Raw genomic sequence first — 22,319 nt, forward strand, 5'->3', positions numbered from 1 at the left:
GTCGGTCACTGCTCGAGTGCAGCTGCGGACGTGATCGCGTCGACGATGCCCTGCGACGTCCCGTTCGAGTTGAACACCGAGACGATGGCGTCGTTCATGGCGCCGCCGATGTTCTCGCCGAAGGCCGTGTCGAAGTACAGCTGGACGTACGGCGCCTCGTTGCGGAAGCTCAGCAGCTGAGCAAGCTCAGGCGCTGCGACGAAGGCCGTGGCCGACGGGAGGGTCGGCAGACCCATGTCGAGCTCCGCGAAACGCTTCTGCTGGTCGCTTGCCAGCAGGAACTCGATGAAGTCGACGCAGACGTCGGGCGACTTCTCCGAGCACGCCCACGCGTCACCGCCACCGAGCTGCGCGGCGGGGTCACCCTCGCCACCCTCCACCTCGGGGAAGGGGAACCAGCCGGTGTCCTCGCCGAGGCCCTGCTCGTCCTCCGTCAGGCCCTGCATGACGCCGGGCTCCCAGTGACCGGCGAGCTCCATCGCGACCTTGCGGTTCGCGAGGAGACCGGAGGCCGACTCAGGCGTGCCCTGGGCCTCGGTGGCCTCGAAGCCCGTGTTGAACGGCTGCTTCGAGATGAGCTCCTCGAGGCTCTCGCCCGCACGCACCCAGCAGTCGTCCGTGAAGTCGAACTCCTGCGTCGCGGCCTCGAGCGCGTCCTTCGAGCACTGGCGCAGACCGAAGTAGTACCAGTAGTGCGCCGCCGGCCAGCCGTCGCCCGCGCCGACCGAGATGGGCTCGATGCCCGCGGCCTTCAGCTTGTCGACGGCGTCGTACAGCTCGTCCATCGTCGTCGGGTTCTCGGTGATGCCCGCCTGCGCGAACATCGCCTTGTTGTACCAGAACCCGACCACGCCGATCGAGAACGGCAGCGAGTACACGCGGTCGTCGACGGTCCAGCCGTCGACCGAGCCACCGATCGCCGAGATCGTGTCAGCGGCCGACTCGGTGATGTCCTTCGTCAGACCTGCCTCGACGTGCGACTTGAGCTCGCCGCCGCCACGCTCCATGTAGATGTCGGGCGCGGAGTCCGACTGGAACGCGGCGTCGAGCTTGGTCAGCATGTCCTCGTGCTGGAGGGCGCTCACCTCGATCGTGACGCCAGGGTGCTCCGACTCGAACTTGTCGGCCAGCTCGTCGTAGTAGTCCTTGCCGGCGCCGGTGTTCGAGTTGTGCCACCACGTGAGGGTGACGTTCTCGTCGCCGGAACCATCGGTGGCGTCGTCGCCGGCGCTCCCGGAGCTGCAGGCGGTCGCGATCATCGCTACCGCTGCGCCGAGCGCGACCGCGCGCAGTGCCGCAGTCCTCTTCATCTTTGAATCTCCTCGTCGTCGCTGAGAGGTCGGACGGCGCCTAGGTTGACAGCGGTCCAGGAGTGGTGTCAATCGATGTCGATAACGTTATCGACACGATGTCCTATGATCACCGCGTGGACTCGCTCCCCCGCGTCAAGATGGCCGATGTCGCCCGAACCGCCGGGGTCTCCGTCGCCACTGTCTCCAAGGTCGTCAACGGACGCTACGGCGTCTCACAGCGCACACTTGAGCGAGTGCAGGAAGTGATCGCGGACCTCGGCTACGAGGCGAGCCTCGGCGCGCGCTCGCTGCGGTCCTTCCGGACCAATGTCCTCGGCATCCTGGTCGCCGAGTTCGAGCCCTTCTCCGCAGAGCTCCTCAAGGGCGCCGGCGCCGCGGTCATGGCGACCGGTTACGAGCTGCTGGCGTACTCGGGAGGCGGGGGCTCCGCCGAGGTCGGCTGGGAGCGTCGGTACCTCTCGCGCCTGTCCGGCACGCTCATCGACGGCGCCATCATCGTGACCCCGACGGTGGTCGAGGCGCGCCCCGGCGTGCCCGTCGTCGCGGTCGACCCGCACGCCGGTCCGACCGGTCTGCCGACCGTCGACTCCGACAACCTCGCAGGTGCGGTCCTCGCGACCCGGCACCTCCTCGAGCTCGGCCACCGCCGGATCGCCTTCCTCGGCGGCCGTCCCGACCTGGCGTCCGCGCGACTTCGTGACCAGGGTTTCCGCAGCGCGATGGCCGACGCCGGGGTCCCTGTCGACGAGACCCTCGTCGGGATGGGCGACTACCGCAGGGGGACGTCGCAGGAGCCGGCGCGCGCGCTGCTCGACCGCCCGGACCGGCCCACCGCCGTCTTCGCCGCCAACGACCTGTCGGCGCTGGCCGTGCTGGACGTCGCCCGCGACCTGGGACTCCGGGTCCCCACCGACCTGTCGGTCATCGGCTTCGACAACGTCCCCGAGTCGGCGCTCAGCTCGCCACCGCTGACGACCGTCGCGCAGCCCCTGCAGGCGATGGGGGCCGCGGCACTGGTCCTGCTCGTCGACCTGATCGCCGGCAACGACGTCCCGAACCACCGCCGGCTGCCCACCGAGCTCGTCCCCCGCGCCTCGACCGCACCACCGCGCACCGACGACTGACGGGCGAGCGACACGCCGCCGACGGGGTGAGGTCTGCGCACCGGCGCGCACCGCACCATGTCACCGACGCGCAGCGACCTCCTCGTCCGTCTCCGCGCCCTCCCGGATGCGCCGGGTCACCCAGGGCGCGAGCGCGAACATCGCACCGGCCAGCACCAGGCTCACGAGCCCGATCCCACCGAAGAAGGCGGTCCGGCTGACCCCGTCGGTCACGGTGATCAGCTGGGCGGTGATCGCCTGCCCCGCAGCCGGCGCCAGGAACCACAGCGCCATCGCCTGGCCACGGAAGGCCAGCGGCGCGAGCAGCGTCGTCGCGGCCAGGCCGACCGGTGACAGGCACAGCTCCCCGAGCGTCTGCACGACGTACACGACCACCAGGACCCACCACGGCGAACGACCGTCACCGGCCAGGGCCGAGGCCCCCGCGAGGAACACGAAGCTCAGCGCCGCGAGGGTCAGCCCGATCGCGAACTTCACGGCGGTCGACGGCCGGTCCCCCAGGCGCACCCAGAGCCACGCGAACACCGGCGCGAGCAGGATGATGGACGCGGGATTCACGGACTGGTAGAGCACGGGCGAGAACGTCACGCCGAAGACGGTCGTGTCGGTGTCGTCCCGGGCGTACTGCGAGAGCGTGTTCGACGCCTGCTCGAAGATCATCCAGAAGAGCATCGCCGCGACGAACAGCGGGATGTACGCCCGCAGGCGCGACCGCTCGGCCGCGTTCACGCGGGGCGACCGGAACATCACCAGGAACATCACGATCGGCGCCGCGAACGCGAGGTAGGACAGCGCGTCGATGACGACGCCGAGGACGCCGCTCGTCTGCCCACCCGACCGGGTGACCAGCCACGCGAGCCCTGTCGCCGCGATCACGGCCAGGGCGATCAGCCCTGCCATGCGGACGACGCCCGGTCGGTCGGCGCGCGTCAGCGGGTTGGGCACCGTGTCACCCGCTCCGTGCAGGGCCTTGCGACCGAGGACGAAGGCCACCAGCGCGATCGCCATGCCGACGGCCGCGACCGCGAAGCCCGCGTGGTACCCGCCGATCCCGCGGGCGAGCTGCACGAGGAACGGGGCCGAGAACGAACCGATGTTGATGCCCATGTAGAAGATGGAGAACCCCGAGTCGCGTCGCGGGTCGTCCCGCCGGTACAGCTCGCCGACCATGCTCGACACGTTGGGCTTGAGCAGGCCGGTGCCGAGCGCGACGAGGATGATCCCGGCGTACGCGGTCCAGTGCGCGGGGACCGCCAGGCTGACGTGCCCCGCGGCGATCACGACGCCACCGGCCAGCACGGCCCGGCGTGCGCCGATCACGCGGTCGGCGAACCAGCCGCCGATGACGGTCACGAGGTAGACGGCCGAGCCGTACACGGCGACGAGCGCCGCGCCCGTCGCGTCGTCGAGCGCGAGCCCGTCGTTCGCGAACGTGTCGGTGAGGAAGTAGAAGAGGATCGCGCGCATGCCGTAGTAGCTGAACCGCTCCCACAGCTCGGTGGTGAAGAGCGTGAACAGCCCGAACGGGTGCCCGAAGAAGGTCACGCCGCGGCGGGCCCCCACCCCCGGTGCGTCGTCCCCGGCCTGCACGTCCGCGGCTTCGCTCATCACGCCATCGTGACGTCGGCGTGAGCGGCCCGCACCCCGGCGGGCCCCGCACGCGCGGTCTCAGGTGCGGGCGACCTCGTTGACGGGCGGCTCGCCCGCCAGCAACGCGGTCAGCTGGCGGCGCACGAGAGCCGCGACCCGTGGGAACGTGGCGTCCGTGTTGCCGCCCTGGTGGGCCGTCAGCAGCAGGTGCGGTGCGTGCCACAGCGGGTGGTCGGACGGCAGGGGCTCGGGGTCGGTGACGTCGAGCGCCGCACGCAGCCGGCCGGCGCGCAGCTCGACGAGCAGCGCGTCGGTGTCCACGACCTTGCCGCGCGCGACGTTGACGAGCAGCGCACCGTCCTTCATCCGGGCGAGCGCGGCGGCGTCGAGCAGGTGGTACGACTCGCGCGTCAGCGGGATCGCCAGCACCACGACGTCCGCCTCCGGGAGCAGGTCCCCCAGCTCGGCGACGCCGTGCACGTGCCCGTCCGCGTCGTCACGGGCCGTCCGCGCGACGCGGACCAGGTCCACCTCGAACGGCCGGAACCGTGCCACGACCGCCCGCCCGACCGACCCCTGCCCGACGACCAGCACCCGGCGGTCGGCCAGCGACGGCCCGAACGGGTTGTCCCACCGCGCCTCCCCCATGGCACGGACCGCACGGGGCAGGTCACGCTGCACGGCCAGCGTCAGGCCCACGGCGAGCTCGGCCGTGCCGGCGTCGTGGACGCCACGCCCGTTGCACAGCACCACACCCGGCGGCAGGTGCGGGCGTGCGTGCTCGTAGCCCGCGCTCGGCAGCTGCACGTAGCGCAGCCGCGGCAGGTCGCGCAGCACGTCGAAGCCGCCGGGACGGACGAAGTAGTGCGGGATCACGACCAGGTCCACGTCGGCGGCCGTCCGGGCGTCCAGCGCACCCTCCAGGTCCCAGCGGACGAGCCGCAGGTCGTCGGGGTGCGCCGCCGCGAGGTCACCGAGCCGGTGCAGCAGGTCGTCGTCCGGGACGGTGGCGGTGAGCACGGTCGTCGTCAGCCGCCCACGCGTCCGGCGCGGTACTCGTCCTCGAGCATCGACATCACGACGGCGTCGCACCAGCCCTCACCGTCGCGGTACGCGTCGCGGCGACGGCCCTCGCGCCGGAACCCGATGTTCTCGTACAGGGAGATCGCACGCGTGTTGATGCTCAGCGCCTCCAGCTCGACGCGGTGCAGCCCGAGCCCGTCGAACGCGAACCCGAGCACCAGCTCGATCGCCTCGGTGCCGTAGCCACGGCCCCGGTAGGCGGGGCGCATGGCCAGGCGCAGCCCGGCGCACCGGACGTCCTCGTCGACGTCGTTGAGGACGATCTCGCCGTGGTACTCGTCGTCCGCGCTGGTCGTGACCGCGAAGTCGTAGCGCCCCTGCGCCGCCTCACGGCTCGCGCACCACGCGCGGACCTCGTCCTGCGTGAAGACGCGCGTCGTCCCGGTCAGACGGTTGCCCTCGGAGTCCGTGAGCATGTCCCACATCGCGTCGGCGTCGTCGGGCCGGATCGGTCGCAGGACGATCATCTCGCCCTGCAGGCTCGGCTTCTGCATCGTGACCTCCGTCGGCTCACCATCGGTGCCTCCGCATGGGACACCACCACCGACTGCCCTCCGGCGTGCGTCGCATCGTACAAATCCCGCGTGACCGGGAGGTTGCGACACGACGCACGCCGGACGGGCGGGTCGGGTCCTGCCGTCAGGCGTTGACGCGCTCCAGGACGAGCTCGCGCACCCTGCCCGCGTCCGCCTGGCCCCGGGTCGCCTTCATGACCGAGCCGATGATCGCGCCGACCGGGCCGAGGTTGCCGCCGCGGATCTTCTCCGCGATGTCCGGCTGCGACGCGAGGGCCGCGTCGATCGCCTCGAGCAGCGGGCCGTCGTCGGACACGACCTCCAGGCCGCGGGCGACGACGACCTGCTCGGGATCGCCCTCGCCGGCCAGGACGCCCTCGAGCACCTGCCGCGCGAGCTTGTCGTTGATGCGCCCGGCGTCCACGAGCTGCTGCAGCGCGCCGATCTGGGCCGGCGTGATCGGCAGGTCCGCGAGCTCGACCTCCTGCTGCTTCGCGGTGCGCGCCAGCTCGCCCATCCACCACTTGCGCGCGGCGGCCGGGCTCGCGCCCGCCGCCACCGTGGCCTCGATCAGCTCGATCGCACCGGCGTTGACGACGTCGCGCATCTCGGCGTCGGCGTAGCCCCACTCGCCCTGCAGGCGACGCCGACGCGCGGCCGGCAGCTCGGGCAGCGCAGCGCGGATCTCCTCGATCCACGCGCGGTCCGGCACGATCGGGACGAGGTCCGGCTCAGGGAAGTAGCGGTAGTCCTCGGCGTCGGACTTCACACGTCCGGCCGTCGTGATGCCGGTGTCCTCGTGCCAGTGCCGCGTCTCCTGGACGATCGTGCCGCCCGCGTCGAGGATCGCCGCCTGGCGGCTGATCTCGTAGCGCACGGACCGCTCGACCGACCGGAACGAGTTCACGTTCTTGGTCTCCGTGCGCGTGCCCAGCGGCGAGTCGGGCGTCGCGCGCAGGGACACGTTGACGTCGGCGCGCACGTTGCCGCGCTCCATGCGCGCCTCGGACACGCCGAGCGCGCGGAACATGTCGCGCAGGGTCTGCACGTACGCGCGCGCCACCTCGGGCGCCCGCTCGCCGGCACCCGTGATCGGCTTGGTGACGATCTCCACGAGCGGCACGCCGGCGCGGTTGTAGTCGACCAGCGAGTACTCCGCGCCGTGGATGCGCCCGGTGGCGCCGCCGACGTGCGTGTTCTTGCCGGCGTCCTCCTCCATGTGCGCGCGCTCGACCTCGACCCGGAACACCGTGCCGTCCTCGAGCTCGACGTCGACGAAGCCCTCGTACGCGATGGGCTCGTCGTACTGCGACGTCTGGAAGTTCTTCGGCACGTCCGGGTAGAAGTAGTTCTTGCGGGCGAACCGGCAGGACTGGGCGATCGAGCAGTTCAGCGCCAGCCCGATGCGGATGGCGTACTCGACGGCGGTGCCGTTGACCGCCGGCAGCGCACCGGGCAGGCCCAGGCTCGTGGGCGTGATCTGCGTGTTCGGCTCCTCGCCGAAGAACTGCGCGGCACCGTCGAACATCTTGGTGCGCGTGCCGAGCTCGACGTGCACCTCGATGCCGATGACCGGGTCGAACCGGGCCACCGCGTCGTCGTAGTCGACCAGGTCGACGTCGGTCGTCGTGCTCATCAGGCTGCCCCTCCGGCCAGCTCAGGGGCGCGGCCCAGCAGCGGGCCCTCCCAGCTCGTCTCGAGCAGCGCCTCGAGCGCCGCCCCCACGCGGTACAGCCGGGCGTCCTCGCGCGCCGGCGCGAGGATCTGGAACCCGACCGGCAGGCCGTCGTCCGACAGCCCGTTCGGCAGCGACATGCCCGGCACCCCGGCGAGGTTCGCCGGGATCGTCGCGACGTCGTTGAGGTACATCGCCAGCGGGTCGTCCAGCTTCTCGCCCAGCTTGAACGCCGTGGTCGGCGCCGTCGGGGAGACCAGCACGTCGGCCGCCTCGAACGCCGCCGCGAAGTCCCGCTGGATGAGCGTGCGGACCTTCTGCGCCGACCCGTAGTAGGCGTCGTAGTAGCCCGCGCTCAGCGCGTACGTGCCGAGGATGATGCGGCGCTTGACCTCGTCGCCGAAGCCCTGGCCGCGGGTCGCGGCCATGACCCGCTCGGCCGTCACCGGGCCCTCGGAGGGCTCGACGCGCAGGCCGAAGCGCATGCCGTCGAACTTCGCGAGGTTGCTCGACGCCTCCGCGGGGAGGATCAGGTAGTACGCGGCCAGCGCGTACGCGAACGAGGGGCAGGACACCTCGACGACCTCGGCGCCCGCACCGCGCAGCGCGTCGAGGGACTCCTCGAAGCGTGCCAGCACACCCGCCTGGTAGCCCTCGCCCTGCAGCTCACGGATGACGCCCACCTTCACGCCGCGCAGGTCGCCGCCCGCGCCGGCACGCGCCGCCGCGACGTAGCCCGTCGCGGGGTCGGTCAGCGACGTCGAGTCGAGCGGGTCGTGCCCGCCGATCAGCTCGTGCAGCAGCGCCGAGTCGAGGACCGTGCGCGTGCACGGCCCTGCCTGGTCGAGGCTGCTGGCCAGCGCGATGAGGCCGTAGCGCGACACGCTGCCGTACGTCGGCTTGACGCCGACGGTGCCCGTGACGGCTGCGGGCTGGCGGATCGAGCCGCCGGTGTCCGTGCCGATCGCCAGGGGCGCCTCGTACGCCGCGACGGCCGCGGCCGAGCCGCCGCCGGAGCCGCCCGGGATCCGGTCGAGGTCCCAGGGGTTGTGCGTGTTGCCGTAGCCCGAGTGCTCGGTGGACGAGCCCATCGCGAACTCGTCCATGTTGGTCTTGCCGAGGATCGGCAGGCCCGCGGCCTTGAGGCGCTGGACGAGGGTCGCGTCGTACGGCGGCACCCAGCCCTCGAGGATGCGCGAGCCGGCGGTGGTGGGCAGGCCCCGCGTCACGACGACGTCCTTGACGGCGATCGGCACACCCGCCAGCACGTGCAGGTCCTCGCCCGCGGCGCGTCGCGCGTCGACGTCGGCCGCGGTCGCGAGCGCCTCGTCACCCGCGACGTGCAGGTACGCGTGGACGGCGGGCTCGACGGCGGCGATGCGGTCCAGGTGCGCCTGCGTCGCCTCGACGCTGGTCACCTCGCGTGCGGCCAGTCGGTCGGCGAGCTCGGCTGCGGTCAGCCGGGTCAGGTCGGTCACGTCACTCCTCCCCGAGGATCTGCGGGACGAGGAACTTGCCGTCACGGGCCGCGGGGGCCTGGGCGAGCACCTCGTCACGGTCGAGCGGCGTGACCGGCTCGTCGGCACGGAACACGTTGGTCAGGGGCAGCGGGTGGCTCGTCGCGGGGACGTCCGGGGTGGCGACCTCGGACACGCGGGCGACGGACTCGACGATGACGTCGAGCTCCCCCGCCAGCCGGTCGAGCTCGGCGGGCGTCAGGTCGATCCGGGCGAGCGCGGCGACGCGCGCGACCTCGTCGCGGGAGAGGGTGGACATGGTCCATGAGTCTAGTCGTGGGTGGGTGACCCCTGTCCGCCCTACGCCGCGGCACCACCGACGGCCGGCACCCCGCCGCTACCGTGACGCCCGTGACCGGACGCTACGAGCGGCTCGACCCCGCGGCGGTGTGCGCCACGGTCGACCGCCTGCACGCACGCATCGCCACCCGCTTCCCCGACCGCAACCTGCGACACGTCGCCGCCGAGCTCGCGGGGCTCGTCAGCGACGTGGGTGAGCAGGAGGCCCGGACCCGGCGGCACGAGCACGTGGCCCGTGTCGCGTCCTTGGTGGCGGTCGTGCTCGTCGTCGGGGCGACCGTGTTCGCCCTGGTGATGGCGGTGCGCGACGCCGTCGCCGCCGCCACGTCGCTGCGGGCCTTCGAGTGGCTGCCCGTGGTCGAGAGCGCCATCAACGACACCGTGTTCGCCGGGATCGCGGTGTGGTTCCTGCTCGCGGTCCCCGCGCGGCTGCAGCGCGCGGCGACGCTGCGCCGGCTGCACCGGCTGCGCTCGCTCGCGCACGTCATCGACATGCACCAGCTCACCAAGGACCCCGAACGGCTGCGCCCGGGGTTCCGCACCACGTCGCAGTCCGTGGACGTCGGCCTGGACGCCGACGGCCTCGCCGCGTACCTCGACTACTGCACCGAGCTGCTCAGCCTGGTCGCCAAGGCGGCCGCGCTGTGCGCCGAGGAGTCGACGGACGCAGTCGTGCTCGACACGGTCAGCACCGTCGAGAACGTCACGGGCGGCATGTCGACGAAGATCTGGCAGAAGATCGCGACGCTGGACCTGCCTGCGGTCAGCCGACCTGCGACGTCGCCGCGCTGACGAGGGCGAGCAGCGCCTCGGCATAGGCGTCCGCCGCGTCGTCGGCGGTGAAGACGCGCTCCGGGCCGCCGGCGACCTCCACGAGCACCTGGTACCGCCCGTCGGTCGACCGGGCGAGGCTGCGGAAGGTGCCCCCGAGCAGCTCACGCATCTGGTCCTCGCGCGGCAGCCAGAGCGCGTCCTCCTGGCGCACGGAGTCCAGCGCCCACTCGGTGGTGCCGTTGAACCCGAGGACGGTCCCGGTCGAGTACTCGTGGGCCTCGACGACCATCTCGGAGATCGTGAAGACCTCGCCCCCCATGTCGGCACCGCGGATCACGAACCGGTCACCGGCTCGAGGGTGCCACTGCAGCCCGGCGGCCTCGAGGGCCACGGCGTTGTCCGTCGACAGCATGGGACCAGTATCGAGGGTGCGCGTGCGATCGGCCGCCCGGACGTGCACCGTGGGCGCGGCTAGTCAGCAGACTCCCCAAGCCTCTCGATTCTCCTGACTGCCGGTGCGCCCCGCGTTCTCCCTCTCGCCGGCACGCGTAGTGATCTGAGTCGCATCAGTTCGGGTGAAACGGCTCGCAGAGTGAGCTACTACCAGGTCGCACGGGTATGGTCCGGGCTATGGCCCTCCTCGACACCATGTGCCTCGATGTTCGCGAAGTTCGCGTACGCGTTGCGGATGGCGCTGCCGCGGACGGTCTCACCGACTGGGAGCGCGTCGAACTAGCGCGCCGGTACCGCCGCTCGATGGTTGCGAGCGAGCAGGAATTGTCTGACGTGGCCGAGTGGCTTCGCCGGAAGCGTGCTGCGCTGGTCTAGCGCGCGGGCCGAGCACAAGGTTGCGCTGACTCAGTTCATCTGTACGGACCCGGCGAAGAAGCAGTACGAGAAGCACCGCGGCAAGCATCACCCGAAACCGTGGGAACTCGAAGTGCAGAGTCACCTGCGCGGTCTACGGGTCCCCGTGTCGGCGGACGAGGCGCTTCTGCTTGGCTTCGACGGCGAGGGTCTCGCCGCCACGGCTCATTTCGGGCTGGACGACACCAACCAGCAGTTCATGATCTGGGCCGTCGCCTGTGCACAGCGGACCCGGGGGCAGCACCTCGGTCGCGAGGCTCTGACTGTCGCGTTGGATCTGATGAGCCGCACGAAGGCCCGCTACGAGTTGGATTGTGGCGTGTTCACGCACGTCGACCCGCGCAACGTGGCGAGCAGGAAGATGTGCGTCGACGCCGGTTTCGAGTTCCTCGGAACGTATGAGGGGTACGAGTCATACGTTCGTGACCTCTGATCCGCGCGGCAGACGCGACGCACGGCCGCTAGTCGGGCCTACAGCGATCCTTCGACGCGGTCCACGTCGTCGCCATCCACGTTCAGGATCGCGTGCCAGCTTCCGGCGCGGATGCTTCCTAGGGCTTCGAGCGGGAAGACGATCGTGTGAGTGTTGCCAATCCGCTGTGGAGTGACGTTCGGCCCTGCGGCGTACTGCATGGGAGAAACGTGGTCGGACCAGAAGGTCGCGATGAGTCTGCTGTCGAGGAGCTTGAAGCCGATCTGCCGGACATCGTCACCTGCTTCACTCACGAAGGTGGTGGAGTACAGCACGGCGCCACGGGTTGGTTCGGTGCCCTCGGTCGTGTACGTGAGCACGACGTCGTTGAGGCGGACCTTAACGCTGGCGTCAGTCAGGCGGTACGTCATGCAGTTACGGTCTCAGGAGTGCGCGGGTCGGTGGCTCCGACACGCTGCGACGGGCGACGGGCTGGCCTGACGAGCAGGGCTTCAGAACTTCGCCGCCCGTCCCAGGTGGGTGGATCGTGGTTGATCTAAGCGCACGCGGGCTTCCAGCCCGGTCCGCACGTCCTGCCCCGGTTGCACGCGGTAGGCGTACCGGTGCGCAGGGCGGAAGCCCAGCGCCCCGTACATCCGCAAGGCCGGGTCGTTGTGGGCCTCGACCTGGAGGAACGCACGACGCGCGCCGTGCTCCCGTGCGGCGGCGAGTGCCTGCAGCGTCAGCGCGCGTCCGATCCCGCGGCGCCTGGCCTGCGGGACGACCTGCAGGCACGACAGTGCGACCCAGTCGTCGACGACCGCGGCCCGGATGACGGCGACCGCCGTGCCGTCGGCACCGATCGCGGTCAGGTACCGCGCGGGGGCACCGGCGACGATCGCACGGGACGGCTCGCGCGCGCCGCCCTTGCCGCCGAGCCACAGGTCGAGCCAGACGTCGTCCGGGACGTCGGCGGCGCGGACGCGCACGCCGCCACCGAGCGTTCCCGGATCGCCGTCGGCAGGACGCACGGTGGCGTCCAGGTCCCGCACCAGGACGTCGGTGACGGCGGCGACCGCGTACCCGCGGGCGTCGAGCAGGGCGGCGAGCCCTGCGGGGTTCCCGGGGTCGCCGACCCGGAACACGGCGGGCGCGCCGTCGTCGCGGTACAGGCCCTCGACCCGGCCGACCGTGCCCGCCAGGTCGTCGACGTCACGCAGCGCCAGCGTCGAGCTGGCACGCCGGGTCACGCCGCCCGACAGACCGACGCGCCAGCCGTCGACCTCGACCACGCGCAGCGGTGGCCACGACGCGGACTCGGTGGCCGCGGACGGCGGCACCGGCGCGTGCCAGGCGTGCACGCGCATCGTGAGCTCGTCGGTCCAGTCGCGGTCCGGCTCGGCGACGAAGCCGAGTCGTGCGTACAGCCGGTGCGCGGCGTGCATCGTCTCGAGCGTCGACAGCACCACGCGGCGGTCACCGCGACCGACGGCCTCGCGCAGCGCCGCCACGACGAGCTGCTCGGCGACGCCCGACCGGCGCGCCGCGGGGTCGACCGCGAGCATGCGCAGCTCGACCTCGCCGTCGCGCGCGATCTCGGCGTAGGGCGACCCCGGTGTCGCCAGCGTGATGGTCCCGAGCACCCGCTCTCCGGCCGCGCCGTCGGCGTCGCGCGCCACGGCGACGAGCACGGTGGCGGCCGCCGCCCTGGCAGCCGCGTCCCGCAGCTCGTCGACGTACCAGTGGTCCGCCTCGACGAGCCCGTCGGCGACGTAGGCGTGGGCGGTCACCTGGCCGACCTGCGCGAGGTCGGCGGCCGTCACGCGCCGCACGGTGGGCGGGCCGGCGGGGGCGGCGGCGCTCACCGGTCCGCCGACGTGCCGGTCGCCACCTCGTCCGTCGTGGCGTGCTCGGGTGCGGCCCCGTCGGCGTCCTCGACCGCAGGCGTCGCGACCGCGCCCGGGCCCCCGGCGAGCAGCGCCTCGAACCCCGCCTCGTCGAGGATGGTCAGCCCCAGCTCACGCGCCTTGGCCTCCTTGGACCCGGCGTTCTCGCCGACGACCACGAAGTCGGTCTTCTTCGACACCGAGCCCGAGGCCTTGCCACCCCGCACGAGGATCGCCTCCTTGGCGCCGTCGCGGCTGAAGCGCTCGAGGCTCCCGGTCACGACCACCGTCACGCCCTCCAGCGTGCGCGGGGTCGACTCGTCGGCTGCGTCGGCCATGACGACCCCCGCCGCCGCCCAGCGGTCGACGATCTCGCGGTGCCACGGCTCGGCGAACCAGTCGAGCAGGGACTGGGCGATCGTCGGCCCCACCCCCTCGACCCCGGCGAGCCGCGCCACCGCGGCCACCGGGTCGAGCTCGCCGCCGTCCTGGGCCGTCGGGTCCACCACCGCCCGCAGCGCGGCCATCGACCCGAACTCCTGGGCCAGTGCCCGGGCGGCCGTCGGCCCGACGTTGCGGATGCTCAGCGACACGATCGCGCGCCACAGGTCCTTGGTCTTCGCGAGGTCCAGCTGGTCGAGCAGGGTGCGCGCCGCCTCCGAGGGCTCCCAGTCGGGCAGGGTCCGGCCGTCCGCCTCGGCGGCCGCGCGCTGCGCCTTCGTGTGCTTGAGCGTGCGCCGGAACGGCGTGCGTCGGCGCACCGTGCCGTCCGCGTCCTCCTTGGGCAGCCCGGTCTCCGCGTCCCGGACCACGACCTCGACCTCCGCGAGCCGCGCGAGGCTCGCGGAGCGCACCCGGTCCACCTCGTCCGCGGGCGCGTCCGGCCCGTAGCCCACGAGGTCGAAGAGGTACGCCTCGTTGGGCACCGGCGGCGTCTCGGGAACCTCGGGCTGCGTCAGGGCAGCGGCGGTGACCTCGCCCAGCACCTCGATGTCGAACGCGCCGCGCGACCCGATGTGCTCGAGCCTCCCGCGGACCTGCGCCGGGCACCCCTGCGCGTTGGGGCACCGCAGGTCGACGTCGCCCTCGCGCATCGGGCGCAGGGGCGTCCCGCACTCGGGGCAGTCCGCGGGCATGTGCCACTCGACGCGTGGCACGTCGTCGTCCGGGGCCTGGGGCGCGGGCCCGACGATCTCCGGGATGACGTCGCCGGCCTTGCGCAGCACCACCATGTCGCCGACGCGCACACCCTTGACCCGGACCACGTCCTGGTTGTGCAGCGTCGCCTGCCGCACGGTGCTGCCCGCCACGAGCACGGGCTCCATGACGGCGAACGGCGTCGCGCGGCCGGTCCTGCCGATGCCGAGCTCGATCGCCAGCAGCCGCGTGTTGACCTCCTCCGGTGGGTACTTGTAGGCGATCGCCCACCGCGGCGCCCTGCTGGTCGCGCCCAGGCGGCGCTGCAGCGCGATGTCGTCGACCTTGACGACGACTCCGTCGATCTCGTGCTCGACGTCGTGCCGGTGCTCGCCGAAGTGGACGATGCGCGCCCAGACGTCGTCGAGCCCGGAGACCACACGGCTGTGGGAGGACGTCGGCACGCCCCAGCCCGCCAGCAGGTCGTACACCTGCGACTGCCGGTCGATCCCGGTGCCGCGCCCCTCCCCCCACGTCAGCGCCCCGATGCCGTGCGCGTACATCCGCAGGGGGCGTGACGCCGTGACGCGCGGGTCCTTCTGGCGCAGGGACCCCGCGGCGGCGTTGCGGGGGTTGGCGAACGGCGCCTTCCCGGCGGCCACCTGCGCCTCGTTGAGCTCACCGAACGCCTCGACGGGCAGGAAGACCTCGCCGCGGATCTCGATGAGGTCGGGGTGGGTCGCGGGGTCGCCCGCCAGCACGTCGGGGATCGTCGGGATCGTGCGGACGTTGAGCGTCACGTCCTCGCCCGTGCGGCCGTCGCCCCGCGTCGCCGCGCGCACCAGGCGCCCCTTCTCGTACAGCAGCGCGATCGCGAGCCCGTCGATCTTTAGCTCGCACAGGTACTCGACCGGTCCGGCGCCCTCGAGGTCACGGTGCACCCGCTCCGCCCACGCCACCAGGTCCTCGCGCGAGAACGCGTTGTCGAGCGACAGCATGCGCTGCACGTGGTCCACGGCCGTGAACTCGGTGGAGAACGTGCCACCGACGCGCTGCGTGGGCGAGTCCGGCGTCCGCAGGCCCGGGTGCTCGTCCTCCAGCCGCTCGAGCTCGCGCATCCGCGCGTCGTACGCGGCGTCGGACGAGCTCGGCGCGTCACGCACGTAGTAGGCGAACTGGTCGGCCCGGACCTGCTCGGCCAGCTCCGTCCACCGGTGCCGGGCCTCGGCCGGCACGTCCTGCTGGTCGGTCACAGGGGTCGCGTCGTTCACGTGCCCATCATGACGTGCGCCACCGACACCGGCGGACCGGCGTGCGTCGGTCGCGTCGACGTCATGAGGGCTCGACGGTCGGTGCCGCGCCCGTCCGTCCGTCCCGCCCTGCTCCGGAGGCCCGGTGCACGGTCCGCACCGGCCGCAGGGCGGCGACCGTCCCGGCGATCCCGCCCACCGCGAGGACCAGGGCACCGGCCGTCACGGCCACCGGCACCGACGCGACGACCACCTCCTGCCGCGTCCCCTCGACCTCCCACACGCACACGGCACGCGCGGGCAGCAGCTCGTAGCGGATCTGCACACCCGCGCCGCCCTCGTACGCGGCGACGCACGGCTCGGTGCCCGCGGCGGACGCCCGCAGGGTCGTCGTGCCGATGCCGAACCACCCGACCGCGAGCACGACGAGCCCGACCAGCGCGAGCCCCGACGCGACGAGCAGCGCGAGTGCACGACGCCGCGACGTGACACGGCGGCGGGGCAGCCCGGCGCTCATGCCTCGGCCCGTTCGGCGACGATGCCCGCGGCCCGCACGAGCCCGGCGAGCGCGCCACGCGCACCGTCGGGGGTGGCACCCTCGGGCGGCGCCCCGGCGAGGAGCACCACGTCCCGCAGGCCGCCGGCGGGCAGACCCACCGTGCGCCACGGTCGCAGCAGGACGTCGGCCTGGCCGGCGACGTCCGGACCGGCGCACTGCGACGACGCCTGCGACGGCAGCTCCGCCCAGAGCACCTTGCCGGCCTCGACGACCCCCGCGACCTCCTCCCAACCGCGTTCGCCGATGCCGCCGACCGCGAGCGCGGCGGCGTCCACCGACGACGCGCGCACGGCCGCGAGCGCGGACCAGGCGCTGCCGCCGTGCACCGCGACCGTGGACGCCCCGGCGGCACGCACGGTGTCCGCGAGCGCGCTGAGGCCCTCGGCGACGACCGGTCCCGGTACCCGTCGCAGCGGCGCGCGGCCCGAGAACCCCGGGACGGCGCCCGCCAGCACGGGCGCGAGCAGCGGCTCGCGCAGCAGCACGCGCACGTCGGCACCGGGCACCACGCGCCGCAGGTCCGCGACCCGTGCGGCGATCCCCTCGCTGCTCGACACGACGACGTCCCGCAGCGCGCCGGGGTCGGAGAGGATCTTGTCGCCCCGCGCCAGGTAGACGTCCGCCGCGAGCGTGAACGGCCCCAGGACCGGCAGCACGAAGCCGCCGGCGTAGCCGTGGGCGGCCACCGCGAGCGCGTCGAGGTCCTCGCGCGCGAAGGCCCGGGCCCGCTCGAGGTCGCGCCCCGGCCGGTCGGCGAGCTTCCACCCGTGCGGCCCGAGCTCCGAGGGCAGGTCGGTGAGCAGCGCGATCGCGGCGCCGGTGGCGTCGCCCCACGGTCCGCGCGCCGGCAGCAGCACGGCGAACGGCAGACCGTCGACCTCGTCCGGGGTGTCCACCAGGTCGCCGACGACCGTGGTCGCGGCCTCGAGCGCGTCGGTCCCGGGCCAGGGGCCGATACCGCTGACGGCGGTCACGCGCCGGCCTCCGCTGCAGCCACGAGGTCCGCGGCGGTACGCGTCGCCGCGACGGTCGCCTGGCCGAGGACCCGCGTGCCGTCGTAGAGCACGAGCGACTGCCCGGCGGCCACGCCGCGCAGCCCGGTGCCGGCGACGTCGACCGTGACGGTCGCCCCGTCGGCATCCAGCACGCGGGCGGGGACGTCGGCGCCGTGCGCACGGACCTGCACCGTGCACACCGAGCCGACCGCCGGGACGTCCCCGAACCACACGGCGGCGTCCCCGCTGACCTGCGCGACGTCCAGGGACTGCGCCGGACCGACCACGACGCGCCGCTGCACGGGCTCGATCGCGAGCACGTACCGGGGGCGGCCGTCGGCGGCCGGGCGGCCGAGTGCGAGCCCACGACGCTGCCCGACCGTGTACGCGTACGCCCCGTCGTGCGTCCCCAGGACCTCGCCCTGCTCGTCGACGATCTCGCCGGGCTGCTCGCCCAGCGCGCGGCGCAGGAAGCCCTGGGTGTCGCCGTCGGCGACGAAGCAGATGTCGTACGAGTCGGGCTTGGCGGCGACCGACAGTCCGCGGGCGACCGCCTCGGCGCGAACCTCGGACTTCGAGGCCACGTCACCCAGCGGGAAGACGGCGCGTGCCAGGCGCTCGGGCCCCATGACGGCGAGCACGTACGACTGGTCCTTGGCCGCGTCGGCCGCGCGGTGCAGCTCCCGCACGCCGCCGGGGCCGTCGACGACCCGCGCGTAGTGGCCGGTGCACACCGCGTCGAACCCCAGCGCGAGCGCCTTGTCGAGCAGGGCCGCGAACTTCACGTGCTCGTTGCACCGCACGCACGGGTTCGGGGTGCGGCCCGCCGCGTACTCCGCGAGGAAGTCCGCGACGACCGTCTTCTCGAACCGCTCCGACATGTCCCACACGTAGTACGGGATGCCGAGCACGTCGGCCGCACGGCGCGCGTCGGACGCGTCCTCGATCGAGCAGCAGCCGCGCGAGCCGGTGCGCTCCTGCGCCGGGGTGCGCGACAGCGCCATGTGCACGCCGACGACGTCGTGGCCCGCGTCCACGGCGCGCGCGGCCGCGACCGCCGAGTCGACGCCGCCGGACATCGCCGCGAGCACGCGCATCAGGCACCCACCAGCGACGTCAGCCCGGCCGCACGGGCACGCTCGACGGCACCCGGCAGCGCGGCGAGCGCGGAGTCGACGTCGTCCGCGGTGGACGTGGGACCGAACGAGAACCGCAGGGCACCGCGTGCGTCGTCCTCCCCCACGCCCATGGCGAGCAGCACGTGGGACGGGCGGGGCACGCCCGCCTGGCAGGCCGAGCCCGTCGAGACCTCGACGCCCGCGGCATCCAGCAGGTACAGCAGCGAGTCGCCCTCGCAGCCCGCGAACGTCACGTGCGCATTGCCGGGCAGGCGACGGGCCGGGTCGGCGGGACCGCGCAGCGTCGCACCCGGCACCTCCGCCAGGACCCGCCGCACGAGGTCGTCGCGCAGCGCACCGACGCGCGCGGCGTGGGCCTCGCGCTCGGCGACGGCCTCGTCCACGGCCGCGGCGAACGCCGCCAGCAGCGCCGGGTCCAGCGTCCCGGACCGCACGCCGCGCTCCTGACCGCCGCCGTGCAGCACGGGCGTCAGCTCCAGGCCCCGCCGGACCAGTAGCGCGCCCGTCGAGCCGGGGCCCCCGACCTTGTGGCCGCTGAGGGTCAGCGCGTCCAGCCCGGACGCGTCCAGGTCGACCGGCACCTGCCCGACCGCCTGCACCGCGTCCGCGTGGACCGGCACGCCGTACCGGTGCGCCAGGGCCACCACGTCGTCCAGGGGCTGCAGCGCCCCGACCTCGTTGTTGGCCCACATCACCGACACGAGCGCCACCGTGTCGCCGTGCGCCTCGAGCTCGGCACGCAGCGCGTCGACCTCGACGACCCCGTCGCCGTCGACGGGCAGCAGCACGAGCTCGGCACCCGCGTGCTCCGCCAGCCAGAACGCCGGGTCCAGCACCGCGTGGTGCTCGACCGCGGACACGACCACGCGACGACGGGCCGTGTCACCCGTCCGACGCGCCCAGAACAGGCCCTTGACCGCGAGGTTGTCGGCCTCGGTGCCACCGGCCGTCCACACGACCTCGCTCGGTCGCGCACCCACCGCGGCGGCGAGCCGCTCGCGCGCCTCCTCGACCGTGCGGCGCGCCGCACGACCCGCGGTGTGCAGCGACGAGGGGTTGCCGGTGTGCGCGAGCGCCGCCGTCAGCGCGGAGAGCGCCGCGGGGCGCATCGGCGTGGTCGCCGCATGGTCGAGGTAGACCGCACGGGGGCGGGGAGCACTCACTCCCCCAGTCTACGAACGCGTCCAGCTCGCGACGCCCCGCACCTCATCCACCGGCTCCCGCCACGTCCCCTGCGCACCGTGACCGACCATGCTGGGGTCCAGGACGCCCGGTTGCTGGCAGGATGGGCGCGTGAGTGCCGACGACGTCATGGCGCTGCCGCTCGCCTTCGGCGGACAGCGGCTCGACTGGCGTGACCTACCGCGGGCGGTGCGCGAGCGCATCGAGACGCTGGCTGGCGCCCGCGTGACGGCCGAGATGTCCGCGACCAGCGGCTTCTCCCCCGGGTTCTGCGCCGTGCTCGAGCTGACCGACGGGCGCGCGGTGTTCGTCAAGGCCGTGTCCTCCGACCAGAACCCGCACTCCCCGGAGCTCGCGCGCGCCGAGATCCGGGCGTCGCGCGCGCTGCCGCCGCAGGTTCCCGCGCCGTCGCTGCGCTGGTGGGACGACGACGGCGACTGGGTGCTGCTCGGTTTCGACGCGGTCCACGGCCGCTCCCCCGAGCTCCCGTGGCGTGCGGACGACCTGGCGCTCGTGCTCGCGGCGCTCGACGACCTGGCCCGGTGCACGCCGACGCCGGGGCACGACCTGCCGCGCACGGAGGACCTCCTGCGCGACGACTTCACCGGCTGGCGCAGGATGCAGCAGACCACGGCCGCGCAGCGCGAGCGCGTCGCCGGGCTGGTCGACGAGCCCGGCCGGTGGGCGGCGGAGCACCTCGACGACCTGGCCCGGTGGGAGCAGGACGCGCTGCGCGTCGTGGCGGGCGACACGCTCGTCCACGGGGACCTGCGCGCCGACAACGTCATGATCGAGGACGGTCACGACCGCGTGTGGTTGATCGACTGGCCGCACGCGAGCGTGGGCGCACCGTGGATCGACCTCGCCTTCATGCTGCCGAGCGTGGCCCTGCAGGGTGGCGCGGGCGACCCGGCGTGGCTGTTCTCCCGCAGCGAGGCGTCGCAGGGCGTGAGCACGGACGACCTGCGCGCCGCGCTCGCCGGACTCGCCGGGTACTTCGCGTGGTCGTCCGGTCAGCCTGCGCCGCCCGGGATCCCCAACCTGCGGGCCTTCCAGGCGGCCCAGGCCGGCGCGACGCTGCGCTGGCTCCGCGACCTGAGCTGACCCGCTCGTCCGTCCCCGACGCCGACGGCCCCGCGGGGCTCAGCCCTGCAGCCTGCGCAGCTCGGCGGCGGCCTGCGGCAGCACCGAGAAGAGGTCCCCGACGATCCCGAAGTCCGCGATCTCGAAGATCGGCGCGTCCGGGTCGGAGTTGACCGCCACGATCGTGCCCGAGGCCTGCATGCCGCCGCGGTGGTGGACCGCTCCGGACACGCCGGCGCCCACGTAGAGCCGCGGTGACACGGTCACGCCGGTCTGCCCGATCTGCGCGTCGTGACCGATCCAGCCCTCGTCGGTCGCGACGCGCGTCGCGCCGACCGCCCCGCCCAGCACGTCCGCGAGCTCCTCGACGGCCGTGAAGTCACCCTCGGTACCGCGCCCACCGACGACCACGACGTTCGCGGAGCCGAGGTCCGGGCGGCCGGACGCGGCGTGCTCCGTCCGCTCCACGAGCCGCACGCGGGTCGAACCGGCACGGACCTCGACGGGGAGGTCGACGACCTGCGGGGACGACGACGAGGCGGCGTCCTGCGCCGGCACCGCGTTGGCCTTGACCGTGACGATCGCGCTCGGGGCGGTGACGGCGCACCGCGTCGTCCAGGTGCCGGCCAGCACGGTCTTGTGCGCGACGACGTTCCCGTCCTGCACCGTCAGCCCGTCGGCGTCCGTCACGACCCCCGCACCGGTGCGCACCGCGAGCCGCGCCGCCGCCTCCTTGTTCTCGAACGAGGACACGAGCAGCAGCACCGACGCGCCCGACGCGGCCAGCGCCGCCTCCAGCCCGTCCGCGAGGACCGCCGACAGGTGGACGTCGCCAGCGGTGACGAGGCGGTGGACCGTCGACACGCCCTGGGCCGCGAGCACGGGCAGCGCCACGTCGAGGTCCTCGTCACCCGCCCACACGCCGTGCACGCCCGCCTCGCCCGCGATGTCACGCGCGAGGGTCAGGAGCTCACGCACCGACGGGCGCAGCGAGCCGTCCGGTGCGTGGTCGAGCAGGACGAGCACGGGGGTGACGGTCACGACGGGTCCTCCGGGGTGGTGCGAGCAGTCGGGGTGGGTGGGGACCGGCGTCAGACGAGCTTGCGCTCGACGAGCCAGGCGGCCAGCCGGGTGCCGGCGTCACCGGTGTCGGTGACCAGCACGCGGTCCTCGCGCGCCGGGCGGGGAGCGGCGTCGAGCACGCGCGTGCGCGCGCCCGCAGCACCGACGGTCGCGGGGTCGACGCCGAGGTCCGCGAGCGTCCACGTGGTCACGGGCTTCTTGCGGGCGGCCATGATGCCCTTGAAGTTGGGGTACCGGGGCTCGTTGAGCCCGTCGGTGACGGACACCAGGACCGGCAGGTCCGCGGTCAGGGTCTCCGTGGCGTGGTCCAGGCGGCGCGTGACCGTCGCCGTCCGGGCGATCGGGTCGACCGTCAGGCTCGACGCGAGCGGCAGCGCCGGCAGGTCGAGCACCTCGGCGATCGCGGTCGGGAGCAACGACGTCAGCCCGTCGAGGCCCGCCATCCCCGTGACGACCACGTCGACCGGCGCGTCGGCGGACAGGCGCCGCACGGCCGCCGCGAGGACCGTCGCCGTGCCGATCGCGTCGGCACCGGCGATGTCGTCGTCGAGGACGTGCACGGCCTCGTCGGCGCCCATCTGCAGGCCCTTGCGGACGGCGTCGACGGCGTCGTCGGGTCCGACGGTCAGCACGACCACCTGCCCGTCGTGCTCCTCCGCGAGCGCCAGCGCGGCCTCGACGGCGTTCTCGTCGAGCTCGTTCAGGGTGCCGTCACCGCCGTCGCGCACGACGCGCCCGTCGGGACCGAGCTGCCGGTCGGACTGGATGTCGGGCACGAACTTCACACAGACGACGATCCTCACCCGGGGAACGTTACCGCCCGCACCCCCGGCCC

General features: G+C 73.5%; 22 protein-coding genes. 5 read left to right on the top strand and 17 right to left on the bottom strand.

Annotated elements, in window-relative coordinates:
* Positions 1-5: 5 nt before the first annotated feature.
* Positions 6-1,310, bottom strand: a complete 1,305-nt coding sequence (locus IR158_RS19110; RefSeq protein ID WP_291816043.1) for an extracellular solute-binding protein — start codon at positions 1,308-1,310, stop codon at positions 6-8.
* Positions 1,311-1,408: 98 nt separating this feature from the next.
* On the opposite strand from IR158_RS19110, the gene IR158_RS19115 reads away from it, so the two are divergent.
* Positions 1,409-2,437, top strand: coding sequence for a LacI family DNA-binding transcriptional regulator (locus tag IR158_RS19115; protein WP_291816045.1), 1,029 nt, complete (start codon positions 1,409-1,411; stop codon positions 2,435-2,437).
* Positions 2,438-2,497: 60 nt separating this feature from the next.
* On the opposite strand, the gene IR158_RS19120 is transcribed toward IR158_RS19115, so the two are convergent.
* From IR158_RS19120 to gatC, 6 genes are all read right to left on the bottom strand, one after another.
* A complete protein-coding gene (locus tag IR158_RS19120) occupies positions 2,498-4,045 on the bottom strand; it encodes a peptide MFS transporter (RefSeq protein WP_291816046.1) in 1,548 nt (515 codons plus the stop codon).
* Between the two features lie 60 nt (positions 4,046-4,105).
* Positions 4,106-5,047, bottom strand: coding sequence for a 2-hydroxyacid dehydrogenase (locus IR158_RS19125; RefSeq protein ID WP_291816048.1), 942 nt, complete (start codon positions 5,045-5,047; stop codon positions 4,106-4,108).
* A gap of 8 nt (positions 5,048-5,055) precedes the next feature.
* A complete protein-coding gene (locus IR158_RS19130) occupies positions 5,056-5,604 on the bottom strand; it encodes a GNAT family protein (RefSeq protein WP_291816050.1) in 549 nt (182 codons plus the stop codon).
* A 145-nt stretch (positions 5,605-5,749) separates the two neighbouring features.
* Complete coding sequence (gene gatB, locus IR158_RS19135; protein ID WP_291816053.1) at positions 5,750-7,261, bottom strand: Asp-tRNA(Asn)/Glu-tRNA(Gln) amidotransferase subunit GatB; 1,512 nt, start codon at positions 7,259-7,261, stop codon at positions 5,750-5,752.
* On the bottom strand, positions 7,261-8,778 hold the full coding sequence (gatA, locus tag IR158_RS19140; RefSeq protein ID WP_291816055.1) for an Asp-tRNA(Asn)/Glu-tRNA(Gln) amidotransferase subunit GatA: 1,518 nt from the start codon (positions 8,776-8,778) through the stop codon (positions 7,261-7,263). The genes gatB and gatA overlap by 1 nt, the downstream gene beginning before the upstream one ends.
* 1 nt (position 8,779) lies before the next feature.
* Positions 8,780-9,076 (bottom strand): Asp-tRNA(Asn)/Glu-tRNA(Gln) amidotransferase subunit GatC, encoded by a 297-nt coding sequence (gene gatC, locus IR158_RS19145; RefSeq protein WP_207340856.1) that lies wholly within the window; start codon positions 9,074-9,076, stop codon positions 8,780-8,782.
* A gap of 92 nt (positions 9,077-9,168) precedes the next feature.
* Between gatC and IR158_RS19150 the strand changes: the two genes are divergently transcribed.
* The gene (locus IR158_RS19150) at positions 9,169-9,909 is read left to right on the top strand and encodes a hypothetical protein (protein WP_291816064.1); all 741 of its coding nucleotides are present in this window, start codon (positions 9,169-9,171) and stop codon (positions 9,907-9,909) included.
* Here IR158_RS19150 and IR158_RS19155 read toward each other — a convergent pair.
* Positions 9,881-10,303: a pilus assembly protein CpaE gene (locus IR158_RS19155; RefSeq protein ID WP_291816067.1), complete on the bottom strand. Its 423-nt coding sequence runs from the start codon at positions 10,301-10,303 to the stop codon at positions 9,881-9,883. The two genes, IR158_RS19150 and IR158_RS19155, sit on opposite strands and share 29 nt — an antisense overlap.
* A gap of 218 nt (positions 10,304-10,521) precedes the next feature.
* Here IR158_RS19155 and IR158_RS19160 point away from each other — a divergent pair, with 218 nt between their 5' ends.
* Complete coding sequence (locus tag IR158_RS19160) at positions 10,522-10,719, top strand: hypothetical protein (RefSeq protein WP_291816070.1); 198 nt, start codon at positions 10,522-10,524, stop codon at positions 10,717-10,719.
* Complete coding sequence (locus tag IR158_RS19165; RefSeq protein WP_291816072.1) at positions 10,703-11,191, top strand: GNAT family N-acetyltransferase; 489 nt, start codon at positions 10,703-10,705, stop codon at positions 11,189-11,191. The genes IR158_RS19160 and IR158_RS19165 overlap by 17 nt, the downstream gene beginning before the upstream one ends.
* A gap of 38 nt (positions 11,192-11,229) precedes the next feature.
* Here the strand turns inward: IR158_RS19165 and IR158_RS19170 are convergent, their stop codons facing one another.
* The 7 genes from IR158_RS19170 to IR158_RS19200 all read right to left on the bottom strand — a co-directional run bounded on the left by IR158_RS19170 (position 11,230) and on the right by IR158_RS19200 (position 19,299).
* Positions 11,230-11,601, bottom strand: coding sequence for a hypothetical protein (locus tag IR158_RS19170; RefSeq protein ID WP_291816075.1), 372 nt, complete (start codon positions 11,599-11,601; stop codon positions 11,230-11,232).
* Positions 11,602-11,682: 81 nt separating this feature from the next.
* Positions 11,683-12,993, bottom strand: coding sequence for an N-acetyltransferase (locus IR158_RS19175; RefSeq protein WP_291816078.1), 1,311 nt, complete (start codon positions 12,991-12,993; stop codon positions 11,683-11,685).
* 38 nt (positions 12,994-13,031) lie between these two features.
* Positions 13,032-15,464, bottom strand: a complete 2,433-nt coding sequence (ligA, locus tag IR158_RS19180) for an NAD-dependent DNA ligase LigA (protein ID WP_291816081.1) — start codon at positions 15,462-15,464, stop codon at positions 13,032-13,034.
* Positions 15,465-15,525: 61 nt separating this feature from the next.
* Positions 15,526-15,960 (bottom strand): hypothetical protein, encoded by a 435-nt coding sequence (locus tag IR158_RS19185; protein WP_291816083.1) that lies wholly within the window; start codon positions 15,958-15,960, stop codon positions 15,526-15,528.
* Entirely contained in the window at positions 15,957-16,976 is a 1,020-nt protein-coding gene (locus IR158_RS19190) for a hypothetical protein (protein ID WP_291816086.1), read from the bottom strand. Before IR158_RS19190 ends, IR158_RS19185 begins: the two co-directional genes overlap by 4 nt.
* The gene (mnmA, locus tag IR158_RS19195; RefSeq protein WP_291816088.1) at positions 16,973-18,094 is read right to left on the bottom strand and encodes a tRNA 2-thiouridine(34) synthase MnmA; all 1,122 of its coding nucleotides are present in this window, start codon (positions 18,092-18,094) and stop codon (positions 16,973-16,975) included. The genes IR158_RS19190 and mnmA overlap by 4 nt, the downstream gene beginning before the upstream one ends.
* Positions 18,094-19,299, bottom strand: coding sequence for a cysteine desulfurase family protein (locus IR158_RS19200; protein WP_291816091.1), 1,206 nt, complete (start codon positions 19,297-19,299; stop codon positions 18,094-18,096). Before IR158_RS19200 ends, mnmA begins: the two co-directional genes overlap by 1 nt.
* A 130-nt stretch (positions 19,300-19,429) precedes the next feature.
* On the opposite strand from IR158_RS19200, the gene IR158_RS19205 reads away from it, so the two are divergent.
* Positions 19,430-20,422, top strand: coding sequence for a phosphotransferase (locus IR158_RS19205; RefSeq protein ID WP_291816094.1), 993 nt, complete (start codon positions 19,430-19,432; stop codon positions 20,420-20,422).
* A 39-nt stretch (positions 20,423-20,461) separates the two neighbouring features.
* Here the strand turns inward: IR158_RS19205 and IR158_RS19210 are convergent, their stop codons facing one another.
* Entirely contained in the window at positions 20,462-21,442 is a 981-nt protein-coding gene (locus tag IR158_RS19210; protein ID WP_291816097.1) for an electron transfer flavoprotein subunit alpha/FixB family protein, read from the bottom strand.
* A 50-nt stretch (positions 21,443-21,492) separates the two neighbouring features.
* Positions 21,493-22,287 (bottom strand): electron transfer flavoprotein subunit beta/FixA family protein, encoded by a 795-nt coding sequence (locus tag IR158_RS19215; RefSeq protein WP_291816100.1) that lies wholly within the window; start codon positions 22,285-22,287, stop codon positions 21,493-21,495.
* Positions 22,288-22,319: the final 32 nt, after the last annotated feature.

It is taken from the genome of Cellulomonas sp. (genome assembly GCF_015234515.1).
Lineage (GTDB): Bacteria > Actinomycetota > Actinomycetes > Actinomycetales > Cellulomonadaceae > Cellulomonas.